At 66.4% G+C, this 21,188-nt stretch carries 22 protein-coding genes and 1 pseudogene; 9 read left to right on the forward strand and 14 right to left on the reverse strand.

All coding sequences use genetic code 11. The annotated features are described in order from the left end of the window. Positions 1–70: 70 nt before the first annotated feature. Positions 71–835 carry a cation-translocating P-type ATPase gene (locus tag HGB10_01010; GenBank protein ID NTU70394.1) on the forward strand — a complete coding sequence of 255 codons (765 nt, stop codon included), beginning with the start codon at positions 71–73 and terminating at the stop codon, positions 833–835. Here the strand turns inward: HGB10_01010 and HGB10_01015 are convergent, their stop codons facing one another. Beyond that, positions 836–1,648 carry an SDR family oxidoreductase gene (locus HGB10_01015; GenBank protein NTU70395.1) on the reverse strand — a complete coding sequence of 271 codons (813 nt, stop codon included), beginning with the start codon at positions 1,646–1,648 and terminating at the stop codon, positions 836–838. A gap of 216 nt (positions 1,649–1,864) precedes the next feature. Here HGB10_01015 and rmuC point away from each other — a divergent pair, with 216 nt between their 5' ends. The 3 genes from rmuC to HGB10_01030 all read left to right on the forward strand — a co-directional run bounded on the left by rmuC (position 1,865) and on the right by HGB10_01030 (position 6,004). Then, entirely contained in the window at positions 1,865–3,196 is a 1,332-nt protein-coding gene (gene rmuC / locus HGB10_01020) for a DNA recombination protein RmuC (protein ID NTU70396.1), read from the forward strand. Positions 3,197–3,304: 108 nt separating this feature from the next. After that, on the forward strand, positions 3,305–4,642 hold the full coding sequence (locus tag HGB10_01025; GenBank protein NTU70397.1) for a polysaccharide deacetylase family protein: 1,338 nt from the start codon (positions 3,305–3,307) through the stop codon (positions 4,640–4,642). 27 nt (positions 4,643–4,669) lie between these two features. Further along, positions 4,670–6,004, forward strand: coding sequence for a polysaccharide deacetylase family protein (locus tag HGB10_01030; GenBank protein ID NTU70398.1), 1,335 nt, complete (start codon positions 4,670–4,672; stop codon positions 6,002–6,004). A 4-nt stretch (positions 6,005–6,008) separates the two neighbouring features. Here the strand turns inward: HGB10_01030 and HGB10_01035 are convergent, their stop codons facing one another. From HGB10_01035 to HGB10_01050, 4 genes are read right to left on the reverse strand one after another with little or no spacing between them, the layout of a single operon-like run. Beyond that, positions 6,009–6,767: an ABC transporter permease gene (locus tag HGB10_01035; protein ID NTU70399.1), complete on the reverse strand. Its 759-nt coding sequence runs from the start codon at positions 6,765–6,767 to the stop codon at positions 6,009–6,011. Beyond that, positions 6,761–7,546 carry an ATP-binding cassette domain-containing protein gene (locus HGB10_01040; GenBank protein NTU70400.1) on the reverse strand — a complete coding sequence of 262 codons (786 nt, stop codon included), beginning with the start codon at positions 7,544–7,546 and terminating at the stop codon, positions 6,761–6,763. Before HGB10_01040 ends, HGB10_01035 begins: the two co-directional genes overlap by 7 nt. Before the next feature lie 21 nt (positions 7,547–7,567). Beyond that, positions 7,568–8,593 (reverse strand): ABC transporter substrate-binding protein, encoded by a 1,026-nt coding sequence (locus HGB10_01045; GenBank protein NTU70401.1) that lies wholly within the window; start codon positions 8,591–8,593, stop codon positions 7,568–7,570. Between the two features lie 28 nt (positions 8,594–8,621). Further along, positions 8,622–9,227: a GNAT family N-acetyltransferase gene (locus HGB10_01050; protein ID NTU70402.1), complete on the reverse strand. Its 606-nt coding sequence runs from the start codon at positions 9,225–9,227 to the stop codon at positions 8,622–8,624. 105 nt (positions 9,228–9,332) lie between these two features. Between HGB10_01050 and HGB10_01055 the strand changes: the two genes are divergently transcribed. Next, the gene (locus HGB10_01055; GenBank protein NTU70403.1) at positions 9,333–10,214 is read left to right on the forward strand and encodes an HAD hydrolase family protein; all 882 of its coding nucleotides are present in this window, start codon (positions 9,333–9,335) and stop codon (positions 10,212–10,214) included. A 19-nt stretch (positions 10,215–10,233) separates the two neighbouring features. On the opposite strand, the gene HGB10_01060 is transcribed toward HGB10_01055, so the two are convergent. Beyond that, positions 10,234–10,488 carry a Txe/YoeB family addiction module toxin gene (locus HGB10_01060; GenBank protein NTU70404.1) on the reverse strand — a complete coding sequence of 85 codons (255 nt, stop codon included), beginning with the start codon at positions 10,486–10,488 and terminating at the stop codon, positions 10,234–10,236. Further along, positions 10,485–10,736 (reverse strand): type II toxin-antitoxin system prevent-host-death family antitoxin, encoded by a 252-nt coding sequence (locus HGB10_01065; GenBank protein ID NTU70405.1) that lies wholly within the window; start codon positions 10,734–10,736, stop codon positions 10,485–10,487. The genes HGB10_01060 and HGB10_01065 overlap by 4 nt, the downstream gene beginning before the upstream one ends. Positions 10,737–10,833: 97 nt before the next feature. Here HGB10_01065 and HGB10_01070 point away from each other — a divergent pair, with 97 nt between their 5' ends. Then, complete coding sequence (locus tag HGB10_01070; protein NTU70406.1) at positions 10,834–11,199, forward strand: hypothetical protein; 366 nt, start codon at positions 10,834–10,836, stop codon at positions 11,197–11,199. 16 nt (positions 11,200–11,215) lie between these two features. On the opposite strand, the gene HGB10_01075 is transcribed toward HGB10_01070, so the two are convergent. Next, positions 11,216–11,386 carry a hypothetical protein gene (locus HGB10_01075; GenBank protein ID NTU70407.1) on the reverse strand — a complete coding sequence of 57 codons (171 nt, stop codon included), beginning with the start codon at positions 11,384–11,386 and terminating at the stop codon, positions 11,216–11,218. A gap of 649 nt (positions 11,387–12,035) precedes the next feature. On the opposite strand from HGB10_01075, the gene HGB10_01080 reads away from it, so the two are divergent. The 3 genes from HGB10_01080 to HGB10_01090 are packed head-to-tail and all read left to right on the forward strand — an operon-like array spanning position 12,036 to position 15,784. Further along, positions 12,036–13,871 (forward strand): magnesium transporter, encoded by a 1,836-nt coding sequence (locus HGB10_01080; GenBank protein ID NTU70408.1) that lies wholly within the window; start codon positions 12,036–12,038, stop codon positions 13,869–13,871. Positions 13,872–13,880: 9 nt separating this feature from the next. Continuing rightward, a complete protein-coding gene (locus HGB10_01085) occupies positions 13,881–15,146 on the forward strand; it encodes an Nramp family divalent metal transporter (GenBank protein ID NTU70409.1) in 1,266 nt (421 codons plus the stop codon). Then, positions 15,146–15,784, forward strand: coding sequence for a 5-formyltetrahydrofolate cyclo-ligase (locus tag HGB10_01090; protein NTU70410.1), 639 nt, complete (start codon positions 15,146–15,148; stop codon positions 15,782–15,784). The genes HGB10_01085 and HGB10_01090 overlap by 1 nt, the downstream gene beginning before the upstream one ends. Before the next feature lie 80 nt (positions 15,785–15,864). Here the strand turns inward: HGB10_01090 and HGB10_01095 are convergent, their stop codons facing one another. From HGB10_01095 to HGB10_01120, 6 genes and pseudogenes are all read right to left on the reverse strand, one after another. Next, positions 15,865–16,995 (reverse strand): polysaccharide deacetylase family protein, encoded by a 1,131-nt coding sequence (locus tag HGB10_01095; protein NTU70411.1) that lies wholly within the window; start codon positions 16,993–16,995, stop codon positions 15,865–15,867. 56 nt (positions 16,996–17,051) lie between these two features. After that, entirely contained in the window at positions 17,052–17,483 is a 432-nt protein-coding gene (locus HGB10_01100) for a YbaK/EbsC family protein (protein ID NTU70412.1), read from the reverse strand. 62 nt (positions 17,484–17,545) lie between these two features. Further along, complete coding sequence (locus HGB10_01105; GenBank protein ID NTU70413.1) at positions 17,546–18,184, reverse strand: GNAT family N-acetyltransferase; 639 nt, start codon at positions 18,182–18,184, stop codon at positions 17,546–17,548. A 57-nt stretch (positions 18,185–18,241) separates the two neighbouring features. Next, positions 18,242–19,015, reverse strand: coding sequence for a hypothetical protein (locus HGB10_01110; GenBank protein ID NTU70414.1), 774 nt, complete (start codon positions 19,013–19,015; stop codon positions 18,242–18,244). A 530-nt stretch (positions 19,016–19,545) separates the two neighbouring features. After that, positions 19,546–19,761 (reverse strand): annotated as a pseudogene (locus tag HGB10_01115) (YtxH domain-containing protein). Between the two features lie 62 nt (positions 19,762–19,823). After that, positions 19,824–21,092: a PLP-dependent aminotransferase family protein gene (locus tag HGB10_01120; GenBank protein NTU70415.1), complete on the reverse strand. Its 1,269-nt coding sequence runs from the start codon at positions 21,090–21,092 to the stop codon at positions 19,824–19,826. Positions 21,093–21,188 lie beyond the last annotated feature (96 nt).

A 21,188-nucleotide genomic window follows, 5' to 3' on the forward strand; every position in this document is an offset into this window, starting at 1 on the left:
GCAAGGAGGGTCTGGCGGATCAGGCTCATGGGGTGCGTCCGAAGGCGGCGATTTCGTCGAGGGTGTAGGTATGCATGTCGGCACCTTTGCGCCAGGCTTGATACCAGCCGAGGCTGCGGGCCACGGCTGTATCGGCCGGCCAGCGGGGATGCCAGCCCAGCCGGGCACGGGCCTTGCCGCAGTCGAGCTTGAGAATGCGGGCTTCGTGAACCTGGGCTTCGGCGGCCACGGCCCAGCGGGCGTCGGGGCCCCAGGCGGTGGCGAGCTGCTCGGCGGCGTGCGGTTCGCAGACGCGGTGCGCCCGGAGGCGGCCGATGCGCTCGGCCAGCTGCGGGCGCGCGGTGTGCGAACGGCGATGATCAGCGGCGATGCGGCGCGCACCTGCGAGGCGGTTGCCGAGCTGCTCGGCGTCGACGAAGTCCGCTCCGAGGTCCTGCCTCACGAGAAGGAGCAGGCGGTCCGCGAACTTGCCGACAACTCGGACGGCACGCTCGCGTTCATCGGCGACGGCATCAACGACGCAGCGGCGCTCGGGGCGGCGGATCTGGCAGTCGCTATCGGCGGCGGCTCGGATGTCGCAGTGCTCGCCGCCGACGTCGTGCTGACCCGCGACGACGCTCCCCTCTCGGCGGTTCCGGCGCTGCTGCGCCTGGCGGCCGCCACGCGTCGCATCATCACGCAGAATCTGGTGTGGGCGTTCACCTATAACGCGGTCGCGATCCCGCTGGCTGTCATGGGTCGGCTCTCGCCTGTCGTCGCGGCTGCGGCTATGGCCGCGTCATCGCTCGCGGTGGTCGCAAACTCCTGGCGGCTTCACCTCTCGGCCCGCCGATGACTACTGCTTGAGCAGCGACTTCATGTTGTCGTAGATGAGTTTGGCGGCCCGTTTCGGCGCGAGTCGCGAGAGTCGGTCGAGCATCGTGGCGTCCTTGCCCACCGTCACGCGGTACGCGTCGCGTTCCATCGCGTCGAGGATAGCCCCCGCAGCAACGTCCGGCTTCGTCATCGGGAACTTCTTGGCGGCCTCGGAGGCCTCCTCGGAGCTCACGGGATCGCCCACGCCGGAGTTCTTCGAGATGTCTGTCTCGATGGCCCCGGGGAAGACCACGGTGACCGAGACGTTGGTGTCCATGAGTTCCGAGTGCAGGCCCTCGGTCAACAGCTTGACCGCCGCCTTCGAGGCGCCGTAGATCGTCTGGCCGGGCACGGGGAGGAAGCCGCCCATGCTCGAGATGTTGACGATGTGCGCCGCCGGCCGTGCCATGAGAACCGGCAGGAACGACTTGCAGGTGTTGACCGTGCCCCAGAAGTTCACGTTCATCACGCGCTCGATGGCTGAGTACTCGAGTTCATTGAACAGCACGAACGGCTGGATGATGCCCGCACAGTTGATGAGGCCGTCGACCTGACCGTGCGCCTCGGCGATCGCCGCGGGCAGCGCGTCGACAACATCTCGGTCGGTGATGTTCGCGACGTGTGTGGAGAGCTTGTCGCCGGCCTTGGCGATCTGGACGGTCTCGGCAAGAGCGGCTTCGCTCATGTCGATCGCCGCGACCCGCGCACCGCGCGCGAGCAGGCCCAACACCAGCTGGCGTCCGATGCCGTTGCCGCCGCCGGTCACCGCGATCGTCTTCCCTGCTGCCCTCATGCTGAGTCCCTCTCGTCAGGCGTCCACCGTTTGCCGGGGTGGCGCACCGGTCAGTACCCCTACCCGACGATAGCGCATTCACACCCGCTGCGCGGCCACGCCCGCTCCGTGTCAGACCCGCCGACTACGCTGACCGCGTAGCGTTCGAGTTGCTCTACACTCGACTCGACCGCTGCGGCGCATCGCCGCACCGACCGCTCTCACGTGAGGTAACCCATGAACACCGCAATGCAGTGGATACTCGTCGCTCTCGGCCTGGCTAACGCCGGCCTCCTGGTCGCGCTGTTCCTGCGCACGTCCACGGCATCCAAGGACGACGGCACACTTCGTGAGGAGCTTCGCGCCAGCCGAGAAGAGGCCGCCCGTGCAGCCCGCGACTCACGCGAGGAGCTCACGAGCTCACTGAACACCGCCAACACCACCCTCTCGACGAATCTCACCGCACTCGGCGAGATGCAGCGCACGCAACTCGATGGAGTGAACAGGCAGCTCAAGGATCTGGGTGAGTCGAACGCCAAGTCCCTCGAACTCATCCGCACGACGGTCGATGCGCGCGTCAAGGAGCTTCAGGACGGCAACGAGAAGAAGCTCGAGGAGATGCGCAAGACCGTCGACGAGAAGCTGCACGACACCCTCGAGAAGCGGCTCGGCGAGTCGTTCAAGCTGGTCAGCGAGCGTCTCGAGGCCGTGCAGCGAGGTCTTGGCGAGATGCAGCACCTCGCGACCGGTGTCGGCGACCTCAAGCGGGTCCTCACCAACGTCAAGGCGCGGGGCACGTGGGCTGAGGTCCAGCTGGGGGCCCTGCTCGAGCAGACGCTCACCACCAGCCAGTTCGCTCGCAACGTACAGACCAAACCCGACTCGCGCGAGGTCGTCGAGTTCGCCGTCCGCATGCCTGGCCCCGACGACGACCCGGAGTCGTGCGTGTGGCTCCCGATCGACTCGAAGTTCCCGCAGGAGGACTATGTCCGCCTGCAGGACGCCGCCGAGCGCGGCGACGTCGAGGCGGTCCAGAAGGCGTCCGATTCGCTTGCCCGCTCAATCAAGGTGCAGGCCGAGGCGATCAGCTCCAAGTACCTCTGCTCCCCGTTCACCACGGAGTTCGCACTCATGTTCCTCCCCACCGAAGGCCTGTATGCGGAGGTGCTACGTCACCCCACCCTCGCCGATGAGCTGCAGCACAATTACCACGTCGTGCCGGTCGGCCCCACCAACCTCACCGCGTTCCTCAGCGCACTGCGCATGGGCTTCCAGACGCTCGCGATCGAGCAGCAGTCCGCTGAGGTCTGGAAGATCCTCGCGGCCGTGAAGACCGAGTTCGGCAAGTTCGGCGATGTGCTCGTAAAGGTGAAGAAGCAGCTCAATACCGCAGCCAACACCATTGGCGAGACCGAGCGCCGCAGCCGTGCCATGGAGCGAAAGCTCAAGAACGTCGAGAGCCTGCCGGAGGCCGAGGCGACGGCGCTTCTCGAGCTGCCGGCGCTCGTGCTCGAGGCCGAGGACAACTTCGATGCGTTCTCCGACTCGGCGGCGGGCGACGAAGAGTAGCGACCCGCACTAGGCTGGGCCTCCAACGTCTGGAGGCGTTCCCCCTTTTGCCGCGTCCACCTGCGGGTATATTCTGAGAGTGTCTTGATTCACTCTTGGGAGACTTCCATGCGTATCCGCCGTAGCTTGCTCACCCTTCTCGTCGTCAGCAGTTCGCTGTTGGTCGCGCTTCCTCTCGCGGCGCATGCCGAGCCGGTCATCGACCCGACGCCTGCCTCCACTGTCACAAGCCTATCCGCGCCGGTGACCATCGCAGCCCGCGAGACCACGACGGTCGCTATCTCGGTGGTGGACACCGATGGCGCCGCGGTGCCTGATGCGCCCGTCTCGCTCGTTCGTTTCACCACGACGGGCGAGATCGTGCTCGCGACGGGGACGACGAACGCGAGCGGCCACTTCTCGGCGAACGTCGCTCCCAAGTCGACCATCCGCATCAAGGCCCGCTTCGCCGGGACTGCGGCGTTGGCTGCATCCGAGAGCGACACCCAAACCGTTATGCCGCGAGTCGAGCTGGGCAAGCCGTGGACTCATGACGCCTTCGCCTATCCCGAGCAGTGGCTTCCTGCTCGCGGCACGCTGTGGCCGACCCATGCCAGCAGCAGCACGGCGACGAAGATCCTGTGCGAACGCCTGGAGAACGGCGTCTGGGTGCTGCATCGCACCTACCCGACCACGATCGTGAACTCCAAGGGTGCCAGCCGCTACAAGGGCAAGTTCCGTGTGCCGGCAAGTGGCACCTGGCGGATTCGCGTGCGGCACGAAGACGAGGGCCATGCGCGCAGCTATAGCATCTCCCAGCGCCTGAAGGTCACACGGTGGCGCGACCGATACGTGGGCAAGAGGGTCCACGGCTACAAGGCGCCGAGCAAGATGGTCGCCATTACCATCGACGACGGCCCAAACACGCGCACGCCGGAGATCTGCCGGATCCTTGAGAAGTACGGCGCGAAGGGCACCTTCTTCTTCACGAACCAGCTTCTGCGTCGTGGCAGCTATATGACGCAAGCTCGACTCAGCTACGACCGCGGCCACGAGATCGCTAACCACACAGCGAAGCACGACATGCTCAATGGACCGTACGCGTTCGACTACAAGTCGGTCGGTGTCACCAAGACCACAATCCGCGAGGCAACCGGCTTCTCCCCCATATGGGTTCGTCCGATGGGCGGCGGCATCAACTCGGTCGGAGACCGGGCGATCAAGAACTCGGGCCAACTGTGCGCCATTTGGTCGTTGGACTCCTACGACTCACACGCGCGCTACACGCCGCCCACCAAGCTCTACCGCAACGTCGTCGATCACGTGCGTTCGGGCGATGTCATCCTCATCCACCAGACGCATGCGGAAAGCGTTGAGGCCCTGCCGCGCATCTGCGCCACTCTCAAAGCGCGCGGCTACAAGATGGTCACCCTGTCCGAGTTGGCGTCGGTCAGTCGGGCGCGCTAGACGCGCTGCCGCCGAGAAGGAGTGACGATGAAGTCACCATGGTCGATCCCGTTCACGCTCTCGGTATGTGCGCTCGCGCTTGCCGCCGCGTTCGCACCAACGGCGGCTCTCGCCGCACCGGTGCCGGGCATGATCGAGACATCGCTGACTGTCGCCGCCCCATCGGCGATTCCCGCCAAGGCGTCGTTCACGGCCACCGCAACCCTCACCGACGCGGTCGGCGCACCGCTCTCGGGCATGCGTGTGATGATCGAGAAGGTGACCATCTCGGGAGTGAGCACGATCGCAACTGAGACCACCGATTCGCACGGTCGCGTGACCGCGACGCTCTCGCCCGTCAACGCCGTGACGCTGCGCGCCCGCTACTCGGGCGACGCCGACTACGTGCCGGCACTGAGCACCGAGGTGGTCATCAAGCCGCGCGTTGTTCTCGGCCAGCCGTGGACGCATCAGGACTTCGCCTACCCCGGAGAACTCCTCCCGGCCCGCGGCAGTCTGTGGCCCAAGCACGGCGTGACCACCGGGACGACGAAGATCGTGTGCCAGAAGTACGAGAAGGGGCAGTGGGTCACGAAGGTCACGTACTCCGCGAGGACGTCTGCTACCACCTCGGCGAGCAAGTACTCGGGCACGTTCCGGCTCCCGAGCGCCGGCAAGTGGCGGGTGCGCGCGATGCACGAGGACAAGGCGCATGCACGCTCACTTGGCACACCCCGGACGATCATCGTCACCGAATGGCGTACGCGATACATCGGCGCACGGATCGGTACGTTCAAGACCACTCGCAAGTGGGTTGCGATCACCATCGACGACGGCCCGCAATCCGCCACGTTCAAGACGCTCGACGTGCTGGACAAGTACGGCGCGAAGGGCACGTTCTTCTTCATCGGCAACCTGCTCAAGTCGCGCGCCAGCCATGGGAAGTCGGCCTACGACCGTGGGCACGAGGTCGCCAACCACACGCTCTCGCACAACATGCTGAACAAGGGCTACACGCCTGCGTACAACTCGGTCAATGGGGCGAAGAGCATCATCAAGAGCGCGACGGGGGGCTTCGCACCTCTGTGGGTGCGCGGTATGGGCGGCTCGGTCAACACGGCCGGGATCAAGGCCGTCAACAAGACCAACGAGTTCTACGTGAACTGGTCGGTGACGGCGGCGGATACCTCGCCGCGCCACTACACGTCGAATCAGATCTACCATCGGATCGTGGATCACATTGGCCCGGGCGATGTCATCCTGATGCATCAGACGCATCCCGAGTCTGTGGCAGCATTGCCAAGAATCTGCGCCACGCTCAAGGCGCGCGGCTACAAGATGGTGACAGTCAGCAAGCTCGCCTCAGTGAGCAAGCCGTACTAGCGCGTCAGCGCCCCGCGCTTCGCCAGCGCGTCATGCGGCGCTCAACCGCATCGAGCGCCTCGTAGAGCGCCACGCCCAGCAGCGCCATGCCGATGATGCCGGCGAACATCCCGGGGTAGTCGATCGAGCCCCAGGCATCGACGATGTACCAGCCGATGCCGCTTGAACCGGCGATCGACTCGGCGAGGAAGAGCACCGCGATCGCGGTCCCCGTACCGATGCGCAGCGCTGTGAAGATGTCGGGCAGCGCGGCGGGAACGATCACGTGTCGATACACGTCGACACTCGAGGCACCGAGCGATCGCACCGACAGCACGCTGGGCTCCGGTACCGCCTTGGCTGCATCGCGCGCGGTCACGAGTATCTGGAAGAAGACGATGAGCGCGATGAGCGCCACCTTCGGTGCGTGACCGAGGCCGAGCAGCACGAAGAAGACCGGCAGCAGCACGACCTTCGGGATCGGATACGTCAGAAAGATGATCGGGGCCGCCACGGCGTCAGCCCGTGGAGAGCGCCCGAGCCACAGGCCAAGCGGCACGGCCAGCGCGGTTCCGATGAGCATCGCGGCCATGACGCGCCAGAAGCTCACCACTATCTCTGGCCAGATCTCCGGCCACTGCTCGACGAACGTCGTGATCGCGATCGCCGGGCCCGGGAGCGCCGGCGAGCCCACGACCGCCGCCAGAGCCGCCCATCCTACGAGCAGCGCGGCCAACGCCCACGCGTAACCCACCAGTTTGCGGACGATGGGGTTCGTCACGATGCCGCCCCATCCACTCGCGCACCGGCAGCGTGGACCGCGCCCTCATCGGCGAGGATGCGCCGCAGCTGCACGCAGCGCTCGTGGAATGCGTCGCTGTCACGGTAGCCGGCCTCACCCATCGCGGGGTTGTCGACGATCGCGGCTACTCGCCCGGGCCGTGGTGTCATCACGACGACGCGGCGTCCGAGGAACACCGCCTCCTCGATCGAGTGCGTGACGAGCACCTGCGTGTGGCCGCGGCGGCGCCACAGTTCGAGCAGCACGTCCTGCAGGTCCTCGCGCTTGAGCGCGTCGAGCGCCGATAGCGGCTCGTCCATCAGCAGCACGTCGGCGTCGAGTGCGATCGCCCGAGCCAGGCCGAGTCGCTGCCGCATGCCGCCTGACAGTTCGCTCGGGTACGCGCGCGAGAAGTCCGCGAGCCCCACGCGCTCGAGCGCCTCCTCGCTTCGCCGCTCACGCTCGACTCGGGCGACGCCACGCACCTGTAGTCCGAGGCCCGCGTTCGCCGAGACGGTCTTCCACGGCAGCAATCCGAAGTCCTGAAGGATGAGGGCCGTCTCGCGACGCGGACCGACGAGCGCCGCACCGCCCACGCGCACAGCCCCCGCAGACGGCGAGAGTAACCCCGCAGCGAGCAGCAGCAGTGTGGACTTGCCGCACCCGCTCGGCCCGATGACCGCGACCGGCTCCCTGTCTCCGACGACCAGCGACAGCGCGTCGAGGGCCCGGACCGAGCGGTCCGAGCCCTCGTAGGTAAGCGAGACGCTATCGAAGATCAGTTCGGCCACGGGAGGCGTCGTCTACTTCGCGAGGATGAGCTGCTCGTAGGTGACCTCGCCCTTGAGGTAGCCCTTCGTCTTCATCCACGCCAGCACGGCGTCGACCTCGGGCTGCGCTGGAGGTGCCGCGGTCGGGTACGTCTGAACGACGTAGCTCTCGGCGAGCGGAGCCGGGAGCTTGGCCTTCTCGACGAGCACCTTGCGGTAGTTCGCCGGATCCTTGTTGATGTCGTTGACGGCGACGTCCCATGCCGCAAGGACGCCGTCGACGGTCTCGGGGCCGCCCTCCTTGTCGAGGAAGTCCTGCGAGAACACGAGGACCGTCTGCGACAGGTTCGACTTGGCCTTCGTGTCGTCGCCGACGATCTTCGCGCCGCCCTGCTCGGCGAGCGTCAGGAACGGCTCGGGCAGCGCGGCCGCCTTGAGCTTGCCGGCCATCAGCAGCTCGAAGCGCACCGGCACCTTCTTGACCTCTTCGATCTTGACGCGATCGGCCGAGATACCCGCTTCGGCCATGAGGCCGTCGAGCACGTACTCCTGGATCGTCGCCGATGAGGTGCCCACGGGCGTATCGGCGAGCTTGGTAAGGTCGGTGACGGTCGACTTCGGCGGCACGACGACCCCGAAGCGGCCCTGCGACTGATCGGCGCCGAGCATGACGGTCGCGATCTTGACCGGCTTGCCGCCGGCTGTGAGGTTCGCCGCCGCGATGATGTCGCCCATGAAGCCGTCGATAGCGCCCGACGCCAGCGCGACGTCGCGCTCCTGAGCGCTCTGGAACGGGATGATCTCGACGGTCGGGATGCCCTCGGTCGCGAAGTAGCCCATGTTCTCGGCGACCCACAGAGGCAGCGAGTCCTCGGTCGCCAGCGTGCCGATGCGGACCGGAATGGCCTTGGCGGCCGGCGCGGTCTCGGTCGCGGTGCCGGTGCCGGCATCGGGTGTTGCGGCCTTGCTGCCGCATCCCGCAAGCAGCGCGACGCCGAGAAGCGCGGCGATCGCGAGCACTGCGAGTGCGCGAGTGGATACACGAGACGAGCGGGTCATGCGGTGACTCCCTTCGTGGGGGCTGTGACTACTGCGCGCGCACGGCACGACGCAGGCGGATCTCATCTCTGACGGGGATTCCCGAGAAGCCCGGGGTCGCGGAGCCGAACCGGTCCGTGATCTCACCAACGGCGATCTCGTAGATGGCGAATCCATGACGCTGATAGAAGTAGAGCTGCGGGATGTCGTCGTTGGTGATCGCGACGCGCAGGAACTGCAGGCCGCGCTTGGTCGCGAACTCATCGGCGGCGGAAAGCAGCGCCGAGCCCACGCCGGTGCCCTGGAAGTCCGGGTAGACGGACAGCAGTACGACGGTCAACTCGCCCCTATTGATCGCGAGGGCGAGCAAGCCCACGAGTTCGTCACCTGACATGGCGACGAAGTTCACGCCTGCCATCACATCGAACGTGCGTCCGAACAGGTCGACGTCGGTCTCGCCCATCGCGCGCTCGCAGATGAGGGCCACTGCGTCGGCGTCCGCGTCTTCCGCGCGCCGAACGGTGAACTCGACGGCGTCGCGCTTCATGTGCGACGCGCACGTGACGGTCATTCTCGCCTCGCCGAGCGGAAGGTCCTTCCCGCACGTGGGGCAACGGTACTGAGGAAACGGAAGCTCGAACGCGTCGTTCATCATCAGAAGCACTCCTCAAAGGCATGCCGAGAATACGGCGGTTCTGTTATACCGCTCTAACCCCGATGCCGCGAGTGCGAACAGGCCGAATGGCGGTATCATCGGGTCATGATTATCCCGCTGCTCGCCGAATCACCAGCCGCTCTCGCCGCGCTTTCGCGCGCGACGACGCTCTACACCGACCTTGACGGCACGCTTCTGGGACTCGGCGGCTCGTTCCTCGTCGATGGCTCGGGGGTGGCCTCATCCGCCACTGCCGAGGCGGTCGCCAGCGTGAACACCGTCGGCTTCACCGTCGTCATCACCACCGGTCGCAACCGCATCCAAACTGGTGAGATCGCGCGGCTCATGGGCTGGCGCGGATACATCGCCGAGCTCGGGTGCATCATCGTGCCCGATCGCGGGGCCGAACCGATCTACCTCACCGGCGACTGGCCCGCCTACGCGCTGGGCGCCAGCGAAACCCCGCACGACGCGATCGCCCGAGTCGGCGCGGTCGAGCGGTTGATGACCGCATTTCCGGGACAGCTCGAGCCTCATGCTCCGTACCACCACAACCGCGAGGCCACTCACCTGCTGCGCGGATCGATCGATGTTGAGGCGGCGGCGAAGATGCTCGGCTCACTCGAGCTGCCGGTCGCCATCATCGACAACGGCATCATCCATCCCATCTCGACAGGACTCTCACCCGACATCACCGAGATCCACGCCTACCACCTCATGCCGCCCGGTGTGACGAAGCGAGGTGCGGTCGCTTCGGACATGGTCCGTCGCGGGCTCGCTCGCGAGCAGACCATCGCAGTCGGCGACTCGGTGGCAGACGTCGAGATGGCCGGCGCGGTCGGGACGCTCGTGCTCGTGGGCAACGCGCTGCGCGATTCGCGCGTGCTCGAGGCTGCCGCGGGGTACGACAACATCGTGGCTACTACCGCCGAGCGTGGAAGCGGCTGGGCGGAATTCGCGAGCTCATGGCGCCGGGCGCACGCCTAGCAGTGGCCGGCGCTTCCCCTCAGTAGTGGTAGCGCAACTGCGCGATGAGCAACCGACCTCCATCGGCCCGATAGACGATCCGATGTTCGCTATCGACGCGACGCGACCACCACCCGGCCAGTGCGTGCTTGAGCGCTTCGGGCTTGCCCGCCCCCGAGAAAGGATTGCGCTCGATATCGCGAATCAGCAGGTTGATTCGAGTCACGACCTTGCGATCGTTGTGCTGCCAGTAGAGATAGTCCTCCCAGGCATGCTCGTCGAAGACCAGCTTCACTCGGCGAGTTCCCGTTGTGCACCTTCGCCGCTCTCAAGACGGACGATCGACTCCACGAGCCGCCGAGTGTTGCCCGGGCTACGCAACAGATACGTGGTCTCCTGCAGCGCCTCGTAGTCATCGAGCGAGATCATGACGACGGACGGATTCGCTTTGCGCGTCACGACGATGGGTGCGTGGTCTTCGCACACGCGATCCATCTTCTCCGCGAGGCTGGCGCGAACGGTCGTATAGGGAATAGCATCCATAGGAGACTCCTGTACTTGGCATGTACGTGTAATGGTACAGGTAGAAGCCGCGACCGGGCAACCCTGACACACCGATTCTCGAGGAGCCGAGATGGAGATGCGATCGAGCGCGACGAACCACGATGACTACATCGCGGAGTTCCCCGAGGCCACGCAGGTGGTGCTCACGCAGATGCGCGAACTGATCCGATCACTGGTCCCCGAGGCGGTCGAGACGATCAGTTACGCGATTCCCACGTTCGACGTCGATGGACGACATCTCGTCCACTACGCGGGCTACGAGCATCACGTCGGGTTCTATCCCGGCGGCAAGCTCGTCGGTGTGTTCGCCGATGAACTCACCGGCTACAAGACCGGCAAGGGTTCGGTGCAGTTCCCACTTGCGAAGCCGCTACCGGTCGACCTCATCACCCGTATGACGGTGACGGCCCTCGACGAAGCCAAGGCGCGCAAGAAGCGGTAGGCGATCCGCTCTGCGCCTACTCGGCTGGTTTCAGGACGACGGCAGACTCCTCCATATCGGTGAGCCATGCCGCGAGTGCGCGGCTTACGACATCGGGTACTTCGAGTCCCAGTCGTGTCGCCTCGCCCTCAAGCGCCGAACGACGAACCTCGTCGATCTCGAACTCGATCCGATGCATCTCGGTCATGGCGAGCGCCCCTTACCCCGGAAACCATCGTCGTGCACAGTTGATTCTGCCTGCTTCCATGCCCTGTTGTGAAGTGCGCGGGTTGCCCTTACCCACCTGCGGGAATACAATGCCTGTGCCGTGAACCTCGGTTTGCGGCGTTGACATCGAGGAAGTCAGCTCCGTCCGTTACGGTGCGGCTCCTGTTCGAACACAGGCCACTGCCCGGAAATGTCGAGAGACGCCAATGGGTAGAACAGCCCTCGCCGGCTTAAGGCGAAGGCTAAGGTGGCTGGGCTCTGCGGAGGCGGGCATTCCCGCTGCGTCGACGACACCACGCGTCGTGCGCCCTACGTCGGACAGTGCCAAATCCATAGACGAGGGATGTGAGCGGTGAATCGACTCGGCTCGTGCGCCTTTGGCAGGCACGCGTGTCGGGTACGCGCGCGAAATGCGTGCGAAGCCGCAGCCCCTCGTCCGCCATGGACGTAGGGGTTTTCTTGTTGTCAGACCTGTACCCGTTCGAATGGGCCTACGTGAAACCTCACAGTATCTAGGCCCCGAGGTGACCCCGATGCGTCGGTGGCTCCTCGGGGGAGCAGCCGCCAGACGACCTACCGGGCCAACCGCGAGCATGGGCATGCACGCACGGCCGCAGGGAGGGGGAACCGTGATCTACCTGTCCCAGATGCTGGGCAAGCCGGTGGTTGATGCCGCCGGAGCCGAAATCGGCACCATCAACGACATCGCAATCGCCACAGGCGAGGTCTTCCCGCGCGTGACGTCACTGGCGTTCGTCGGACCCGACAAGACGCCGTTCATGCTGTCGTGGCGCAAGTTCGTCGCGGTGTTCGACGGCGAGCAGATCATGCTCAACGTGCCCGCGCCCGAGATCCGTTTCAGCTACCTGCAGCCCGATGAGGTGCTGCTCTCCCGCGACCTGCTCAACAAGCAGATCGTCGACACGCAGGGGATGAAGGTCGTGCGCGTCAACGACCTCAAGCTCTCCGAGTCGCGCAACCAGCTGCGCCTGCTCGGCGCCGAGGTGGGCGCCCGTGGCATCCTGCGCGGCATCTCGCCCGCGCTCGAACGGGCGGTCGCTGCGGCAGCGAAGCTGTTTGGCCGTACGCTCTCAGAGAACCTCATCGCGTGGAACTACATGGACCTCCTCGACCGCGACCTGTCGCAGGTCAAGCTTTCCGTCACCCACAAGCGCCTCCACGAGCTGCACCCCGCAGACGTCGCCGACATCCTCGAGAAGCTCGCCCCGGCGCAGCGCGCCAAGGTCTTCGAGCACCTCGACAACGAAGCCGCCGCCGACACGATCTCCGAGCTCGAAGACGAGCTGCAGGCCGATGTCATCGACGACCTCTCCGAGCGACGCGCGTCCGCCCTGCTCGCCGAGATGGACCCCGACGACGCCGCCGACATCATCGGCGACCTGCCCTACGACAAGGCCGAGGCGTTGCTGCGCCTCATGGGCGTCAAGGAGTCGAGTGCGATCCGCTCGCTGCTCGGCTACAAGGAGAAGACCGCGGGCGGCATCATGACGCCGGAAGTCACCACCGTCACCGACGAGATGACCGTCCAGCAGGTCATCGATCAGCTACGTGCGGAATCCGATGAGCAGGAGAGCATCTACTACGTCTACGTGGTCGAGGCCAACCGCCGGCTCGCGGGCGTGATCTCCCTGCGCGACCTGCTGCTCGCCTCCCCCGCCACCACCATCGCCGAGATCGCCGAGCGCGACCTGTTCGTCAGCCACGTCGACGATGACCAGGAAGACGTCGCCGAGCAGATGAGCAAGTACGACCTGCTCGCGCTACCCGTCGTCGACGAGACCGGCAAGTTGCTCGGAATCGTCACCGTCGACGATGCGCTCGACGTCCTCGAGGAGGAGTCGGCCGAGGACCTCGCGCTGGCCACCGGCTCGGCGGAGCACTCCGGCCCCGTCGCGAGCATGGTGTCGTGGCTGCTGCGCCGCAACGCCTGGCTCGGCGTCTGGGCGGTCGTCGCCTTCGCCGCGATCGTCGGCACCCCGCGGCTCTTCCCGGAGCTCGGCGGCGCGGCCGTCTTCCTGATCCCCGCCGTTCTGCTGCTACCGCTTCTGCTTCGCACCGCCGAGGACATCTCGCAGCGTGCCATCGCCGAGATGATCGAAGACGTCGAGGAGGGCTCATCGCGCTTCTGGCAGCACCTGCTGCGCGACTCGCTCTTCGGCATCGCCCTGGGCATACTCGTCGCGGGTGCTGTCTTCATGCTCGGCGAGTTGCTCGGTCTCGACGTGCAGCTCGTGGCGGTCTTCGCCGCACTCACGGGCGTGGCGGTGCTGCTCGTCATGATCGCCGGCGTGGCAGTCACGCAGTTCGCTCGTGCTCGCGTACTCGCCGATAAGCCCGTCTCGGCAACGGCCCTCGGCCTGTCGATGATGGTGCTCGCAGCCGTCCTGTACCTGGGACTCGCCGTCGGCGCCGGCGCACTGTACGTGCGCCTCGTCGGAGCGTAGGAACCCGGCGTGACGCCCGAGACCACACCAGCCGCCCCGAAGCGGTCGAAGAAGTGGCGCTTCCTGCCGCTTCTGGCAGCGCTGGGCCCGGGAATCATCGCGGCGTCTGCCGGCAACGACGCCGGTGGCATCGCGACGTACTCGGCGGGCGGCGCGAGCTACGGCTACGCGACGCTGTGGATGATCTTCGTGATGACGTTCTCGCTCGTCATCGTCCAGGAGATGGCCGCGCGCATGGGCGCGGTGACCGGCAAGGGGTTCTCGGCGCTGATCCGCGAGAAGTTTGGCGTGCGACCCACGCTGTTCGCGATGGCGTGCCTGCTTGCGAGCAACGCCGCGACCAGCGTCGCCGAGTTCGCCGGTATCGCAGCGGCGCTTCAGCTCTTCGGCGTCTCGAAGTACGTCTCGGTGCCCATCGCCGCGGTCGTCGTATGGCTGCTGGTGGTGCGCGGAAGCTACAAGAACGTCGAGAAGGTGCTCCTCGCGCTCTCGAGCGTGTTCCTCGCCTACGTGGTCGCCGCGTTCCTCGCGAAGCCCGACTGGAGCGTCGTCCTCAAGGCGACGGTCGTACCCACGTTCATCCCGACCTCGGCATTCGTGCTCCTGGTCATCGCGACGATCGGCACGACGATCGCCCCGTGGATGCAGTTCTTCGTGCAGAGCAACATGGTCGACAAAGGCGCGACCGTCAAAGACCTCCACTACCAGCGCATCGACGTCATCGGCGGTGCGGTCGCGGCAAACATCATCGCGTGGTTCATCATCGTGACGACCGGTACCGTGCTCTACCCCGCCGGCATCCACGCCGACTCCGCCGAGAAGGCCGCGCTCGCGTTGGCCCCCGTGGCCGGCGAGTACGCGAGCGTGCTGTTCGCCATCGGACTGTTCGGCGCATCGCTGCTGGCGGCGTTCGTGCTGCCACTCACGGCTGCGTACGCCGTCACCGAGGCGTTCGGCTTCGAGCGCGGCATCGACCGCACCTGGGCCGAGGCGCCGGCGTTCAACGCCATCTACACCTTCGTCATATTCTTCGGCGCGCTGTTCGTGCTCTTGCCCAGCGCGCCGCTCGTCACGATCATGGTGCTGTCTCAGGCGGTCAACGGCGTGTTGTTGCCGTTCTTGCTCATCTACATGATGAAGATCGTCAACGACCGGCGCATCATGGGGCGCTACGTCAACGGTCGCATCTACAATGTCCTTGGCTGGACGACGGTCGTCGTCGTCATCGGCCTTACCGTCGCGTTGCTGGTCATGCAGGTCCTGGGGGTGAAGTGATGTCGTTTGACGAGAGTCTCGCTGCCGATACCCCCGAGCCCGATGCCATCACCGCGGCCAAGCACGCCGCGCGGCAGCGTGCTCGCGAAGTGCGAGACTGCCTCGACCTCGACGTGTGTCGCGAGCACGCTGCGTCGATCGCGACCGCACTCAGCGAGCTGCGCGAGCTCGGCCGGGTCACCACCGTGCTCACGTACGCGGCCTTGCCGGCCGAGCTCGACCCATCGCTCGCGATCGACGCGCTCCGCGCGCGCGGCGTGCGCATCGCATACACGCGCATCGAGGGCGAGGGCGTGCTGGTCATGCACGAGGTCTCTGTGGAGTCCGAGCTCATACCCGGGCCGCTCGCGATACGGCAGCCCTCCCCCGACTCGCCGGTCGTCGCGCACGATGCGATCGACGCGGTGATTCTGCCGGGCGTGGCGTTCTCGGAAGACGGCGCGAGGCTCGGCTATGGGGGCGGCTACTTCGACCGGCTGCTGCCGATGCTGCGTCGTGACTGCGCGCGTATCGGAGTCGCGTTCGACGAGCAGATACTCAGCGAAATCCCCATGCGCGAGCACGACCAGCACGTCGACGTGATCGTGACACCCACGCGGGTCATCCGCCCGCCGCGTCGCGCTCGGATGCAGCTCTAGCGCGCTTTGCGACGCACTTGCCGCGGCTCGCTTGCGGCCTTGCGGCCCTGATCGGCGGCGCTCCCTGATCGGCTGCCGCCCTAATCGGCGGCCACAAGCTCCTCGACCGTCACGAAGACGAAGCCGCGCTTCTTGAGGTTCTTGATGATCTTGGGCAGCGCCTTGACCGTCTGCGAGCGGTTCACGCCGCCGTCGTGCAACAGGATGATCGAGCCCTTCTTGGCGCGCTTGGTCACCCTGCTCACGATCTTCTTCACGCCGGGTCGGCTCCAGTCCTGCGGGTCGACCGTCCACATCACGCCGTGGCTGCGCGACAGGCGTACCTGCTTCCACACCTGCGCGTCGACCGCGCCGTACGGTGGACGGAACCACGTTGGCAGCACGCCCGTGGCCTCGTAGATAACGCTCGCCCCACCCTCGATCTGCTTGCGGATGACCTTGGGTTTGGAGGTCTTGAGGTTGCGGTGACCCAGGCTGTGGTTGCCGATCTGATTACCCGCCTCGGCGACCTGCCGCGCGAGCTTGGGTGCCTGCTTCACGCGCACTCCGAGGAAGAAGAACGTCGCGTGGATGCCTTCCTTCTCGAGGATCTTGAGAATCTTGTCGGTCTGACCGGGCCAGGGACCGTCGTCGAACGTCAGGGCGACGAGCTTCTCGTGCGGATGTGGCCGGGTCTTGACGACGACCATGTCGGTCGCGGACTTCAATATCTCCTCCGAGACGGTCTCGTTGGATTTCGCGCCCACAACGCGTCGCCGGATTCCGACCGAGCCCATGTTCGCGAGCCGCACGACAGGGCCGCGACCGGTGATGCGAGTCTTGACCGGGATCGGCTCGGTCACCGTGACCGTGGTCTCGGTGGTGTCCGCGCCGCTCTCGCTGACGATGACGTCGTTGCGGAACAGGTACTGCTCGGCCTCGGCGTCGCGGCCGTTGACGAGGACCCGCGCAGGCGCGCCGCCCAACGTCTCGACGACCGACCCGGACACGGACAGCAGGCGACCCGGCTGCGCGGTGAGCAGGTGCCGCGCTTCGAGGTTGGCGACCGTCGTGCCCTCCGAGAGAACCACGGGCGAACCGTCGATGGTCACGGGAACCGGGTGCTCCTTGCTGATGACGAATCCGAATGCGATGGCCGCAAGCGAAAACGCGACGAGCACCAGGAGCCACGGCGCGAGTCGGTGGTGATGTGTCTGTTCGGTGTCGGACAAGTGAGTGCTCAGCTCCTGAGTGGACGGCTGGAATCGTGGGTGCATTGCAGTGCGGTTCAGTGCGAGATGCGTGCCACGCGGCCCTTGCTCACGCCGAGCAGGTGGTCACGGCACATCCGCACCATCGAAGAGGGCGTGCCTGCGGCTGGAAACACCACCTCGAAGCGGTCGAGCGAGTCGTCGATGAGCACCGGCAGGCCATCCGGGAGCGCGAACGGCGACACGCCGCCGATCGCGTAGCCGGTCGCCGCGCGCACCGTATCGGCGTCGGCCATCTTCGCCTTCGTGCCACCGAGCTCGGCCGCGATCGCCGGCAGATCGCCCCGGCGGTCCCCGGCGACGAGCGCGAGCGCGGGCGTCTGCCCGTCGACCACGACGACCAGCGACTTCACGATCTGTCCCAGCTCGCAGCCCACCGCCTCGGCGGCCTCAGCGGCGGTCTTGGTCGACTGCTCGAACTCGACGATGTTGTCGGCAAGGTCGTGCATCTCAAGGAAATCGCGGACGCGCTCGCGCGAGCCCGGCTTGTTGGGCGGGTTGGACACGACCGCTACCTCTCTTCCGAGAACGACGCCGGCGCCCTGCTCGGAACGCGCAGCGGGAACCTCAGCGACTCGAGTACCGACTCCAGGTCCTCGCGGAAGACCGCAAGGCTCTTCAGCTCAAGCCGCATGAGCGGATAGAGCGGGTGAGGATTCGTCACCACGAACCCGTTCCTCAGCAGAAACGGCATCCCCAGCATGGGCATGTCATCGATGTTGGCGCCGCTTTGGGCGAAGGCGAACGACTCCACCCTGCGCTCGCCTCGCTGCACCAGATCGCGCAACGCTGCACGCAGCAACACCGTCCCGAGGCCGCGATGCCGAGCATCTGCCGAGATGTGCAGGCAGCTGATCATCGGCACCGCGCCGTCTTCCGGCGCCGAGGCGAACGTCCGGGACTGCGGGAAGTAGCGGCTCGGCGCGTACTTCACGAAGCCGAGCAGCTCGTCGTCCTCGTAGGCGACACGGCCGCACGCGCCCCACTCATCGGCGACGCGATCGAACCAGTCGCGCTGGAGCTGCGGGTCCTGAGTCGCCCCGCAGCGGCGCTCGCGCTCCCCCGCGGTCTCCCAGAACGCGCAACCGGCGCAGCCCACAGGGAGCAGCGCGAGGTCGTTGATCTGTAGAGGGCGCAGTTTTCGAGTCATCGTCTGCCGTAATCAGAGGAGATCAGGTCTCGGGGCTTCCAGTATACGGCGGTGCGGCTAGTCGTCGTCGGGAGGACCCATCGCATCGACGACTTCGTCTCGGATGGACTTGAACCAGCCCATCGCCTTCTTGCCCTGCTTGGACTGGGCCGCCTTCTTCGCCGTGACCTTGGCGTAGGCGACCGCCTTGCCGGCAGCCTCACCCGCAGCGACGGCTGCCTCATCGATCTTCTCGGTGGCGGTGTCCATCGCGACGTCGGTCTTGACCTTCGCGACAGCGACCGCCTTGCCCGCGGCAGCCGCTGCACCGCCGTCCACCTCGACCGCCGCGGCGTCATCGGTGAGCACGACAGCCTCGCCGTCGAACCCTTGCACCATGCTCGCGGGCAGGTCGCGAACGCCGACCGCGGCGTCTCGGGTCATCCCCTCCGAGAGGCCCAGCGCGTTGAGCACTCCGGTCTCGTCGTCGAACACGGCATCGCGCACGACTCCGAGCACCGTGCCACCCTCGGTGCGAGCGGGCATCCCCGCCCAAACGACGGTGTCATCCCACGAGATCCCAAGGCGCTTGGCGGCGGCGCCGTCCCACGACGCCTTGCCGTCGACGTGTACCTCGCCGTCCACGAACGCAAGCCGGTCGAACGCGGCGTAGCGGTCCTTGCGCTCGACCATCATCGCGAGGTCGGTGCGTGATACGGCGATTCCGATGACGCGCTGCTCGGAGGGATGGAACAGCACGTAGCCCACTGTGCCGATCTTGCGGCGGATGCCGGTCTTCTTGTTCGGCTCGCCAAACACCTTCGCGCGATCGAGTTCGCGAATCGTGAGCATCAGAGCGTCCTTCCGCAGAACAGGCCGGCCCCCGCGAAGGGGACCGGCCCGAGCGTAGCAGATACCAGCCGTGCCTAGAGGGACGGCAGCGGGTTGTCGCCGGCCTTGTCGGCGACGGTTGCGGCGGCGTCCTCGACGGCGGCCTTCACGTCGGCGACAGCAGCGGCGGGATCGACCGAAGCAGGCTCGTTGACGGCGGCCTTCTTCGCGACGAAGTCGAGTCCACCGGCGGCCTTGGTCGCGGCGGCGTCGAGTCCGGACTTCGTGCCGGCAGCGGCCTTGTCGACGGCCTCCTTGGCGGCGGGAGTGACCTCGTCGAGCTTGGTTTTGGCGGTCTCGGCCGACTTAGCGACCTGCTCCTGCAGGCGGCCACGAGCCTCGTCGATCTTGGCGCGGAGCTCCTCGCCCTTCTCGGCGGCGGTCTCCTTGGTGGTCGAGGCGATCTCGGTCACCTTCTCCTTGCCGGTGGCGTAGACCTCCGTGACCTTCTCCTTGCCGGTCTCGTAGAGCTCGCCGGCCTCGCCCCAGTACTCCTCAGCCTTCTCAGCGATGATCTCGCGCGTTTCCTTGCCGCTGCGCGGCGCGAAGAGCAGCCCAAGAACAGCGCCGACAAGTCCTCCAAGAAGGAATGCGCCGAACACCGATCCCCCGCGGCGACCATATCCGTCATACATCTGAAAGCACCTCCGTGTCCGATGCGAAAACCTCGTGATACCTCTGGCCCGGCAGCGTGCTCGCCGAGCCATCAAACCGTATGTACCCGATTCTGCGTGAAGCGAGTGCACGTTCGATTCTAGCCGAGAAGTCGCTACGCTGCGCCCTCTTCGGCGTCGATGGCGCCAGCGGCGATGAAGGCGCGGTAGAGCTCGAGCCGGTCCTCGACGACCTCGGCCAGTCGGCGGATTCCCTCGTTGATCGCTTCGGGCTCGGCGTAGCAGAACGCGAGCCGCATGCAGTTCTTGCCACGGCCGTCCGGGAAGAACCCGTCACCCGGCGCGTAGGTCACGCCGCGCTCGACCGCCTCGGCGAGCATCGAATTGCAGTCGACGAACTTGGGCAGCTCCACCCACACGAAGAAGCCGCCGTCGGGCTTGGTCCAGCGCGCCTCGGCGGGGAAATGCTCCTCGAGCGAGGTGATCATCGCGTCGCGGCGCTCGGCATAGGTGCTCGTGAGCTTCTGCAGCGTACGGCGCCAGCGGGTGCCCTGGAAGTAGCGCTCCGCCGTGACCTGCGCGAAGTTCGAGCCGCACAGGTCGGCGGCCTGCTTCACCAGCAGTATCTTGGCGAGGATCGGCTTGGGTGCGGTGACCCATCCCAACCGCAGTCCGGGCGCGAATATCTTGCTGAACGTGCCGAGGTAGATGACCTCGTCGTCGAGGGCGCGCAGCGGCTTCATGTGACCGCCGTCGAAACGCAGACGCCCGTACGGGTCGTCCTCGACCACCGGGATGTCGTACTCGCGTGCGAGTTCGAGTAGCCGTCGACGGCGCTCCGGCGACATCGTCACGCCGGCGGGGTTCTGGAAGTTGGGGATCGTGTAGATGAACTTAGCGCCGCGCACGCCCACTCGCCTGAGCTCGGCCTCGAGCAGGTCCATGCGCATGCCGTCGTCGTCCATGGGCACGCAGCGGATCTCCGGTTGGTATGCCGAGAACGCCTGGAGCGCTCCCACGTAGGTTGGCCCCTCGGCGATGATCACGTCGCCGGGATCGATGAACGTCTTGGCGAGGAGATCGAGCGCCTGCTGTGCGCCCGCGGTGACCAGCAGGTCGTCGGCGGAAAGCCGCACGCCGATCTCGCCCATGAGCTGTACGATGAGCGCCCGGATCTCGGGCCGACCGCTACTTGAACCGTACTGGAGCGCAGCCGAACCCTCGTGACGCACCGCGTCGCGGGCGGCAGCAGCGACCGCGTCGTGTGAGACGAGCCCCACGGCCGGCATGCCGCCGGACAGCGAGATCATGTCGGGGCGCGATGCCGCCGCGAACAGGTCGCGAACCGCGCTGGAACGCACGCCCGCGAGCCGCTCGGCATAGCGGTCGTGCCACCGGTCGAACACCACTCTGGCAGTACCCATGTCGTCCACCCTTGCCCGGAAACAACAACACCCCCTCCGCCTGATTGGGCGAGGGGGCATTCGCGGTACCACCAATCTTCGTCCCGCGAGCGCCGG

The sequence above is a fragment of the Coriobacteriia bacterium genome (assembly GCA_013334745.1).
In the GTDB taxonomy this organism is placed as follows: domain Bacteria; phylum Actinomycetota; class Coriobacteriia; order Anaerosomatales; family JAAXUF01; genus JAAXWY01.

Excerpts from the sequence above, each read along its gene's own strand:
- HGB10_01010 (NTU70394.1), top strand. The coding sequence starts at position 71 with ATGCATGTCGGCACCTTTGCGCCAGGCTTGATACCAGCCGAGGCTGCG.
- HGB10_01015 (NTU70395.1), bottom strand. The coding sequence starts at position 1,648 with ATGAGGGCAGCAGGGAAGACGATCGCGGTGACCGGCGGCGGCAACGGC.
- rmuC (NTU70396.1), top strand. The coding sequence starts at position 1,865 with ATGAACACCGCAATGCAGTGGATACTCGTCGCTCTCGGCCTGGCTAAC.
- HGB10_01025 (NTU70397.1), top strand. The coding sequence starts at position 3,305 with ATGCGTATCCGCCGTAGCTTGCTCACCCTTCTCGTCGTCAGCAGTTCG.
- HGB10_01030 (NTU70398.1), top strand. The coding sequence starts at position 4,670 with ATGAAGTCACCATGGTCGATCCCGTTCACGCTCTCGGTATGTGCGCTC.
- HGB10_01045 (NTU70401.1), bottom strand. The coding sequence starts at position 8,593 with ATGACCCGCTCGTCTCGTGTATCCACTCGCGCACTCGCAGTGCTCGCG.
- HGB10_01050 (NTU70402.1), bottom strand. The coding sequence starts at position 9,227 with ATGATGAACGACGCGTTCGAGCTTCCGTTTCCTCAGTACCGTTGCCCC.
- HGB10_01055 (NTU70403.1), top strand. The coding sequence starts at position 9,333 with ATGATTATCCCGCTGCTCGCCGAATCACCAGCCGCTCTCGCCGCGCTT.
- HGB10_01065 (NTU70405.1), bottom strand. The coding sequence starts at position 10,736 with ATGGATGCTATTCCCTATACGACCGTTCGCGCCAGCCTCGCGGAGAAG.
- HGB10_01070 (NTU70406.1), top strand. The coding sequence starts at position 10,834 with ATGCGATCGAGCGCGACGAACCACGATGACTACATCGCGGAGTTCCCC.
- HGB10_01075 (NTU70407.1), bottom strand. The coding sequence starts at position 11,386 with ATGACCGAGATGCATCGGATCGAGTTCGAGATCGACGAGGTTCGTCGT.
- HGB10_01090 (NTU70410.1), top strand. The coding sequence starts at position 15,146 with ATGTCGTTTGACGAGAGTCTCGCTGCCGATACCCCCGAGCCCGATGCC.
- HGB10_01100 (NTU70412.1), bottom strand. The coding sequence starts at position 17,483 with ATGCACGACCTTGCCGACAACATCGTCGAGTTCGAGCAGTCGACCAAG.
- HGB10_01105 (NTU70413.1), bottom strand. The coding sequence starts at position 18,184 with ATGACTCGAAAACTGCGCCCTCTACAGATCAACGACCTCGCGCTGCTC.
- HGB10_01110 (NTU70414.1), bottom strand. The coding sequence starts at position 19,015 with ATGCTCACGATTCGCGAACTCGATCGCGCGAAGGTGTTTGGCGAGCCG.
- HGB10_01120 (NTU70415.1), bottom strand. The coding sequence starts at position 21,092 with ATGGGTACTGCCAGAGTGGTGTTCGACCGGTGGCACGACCGCTATGCC.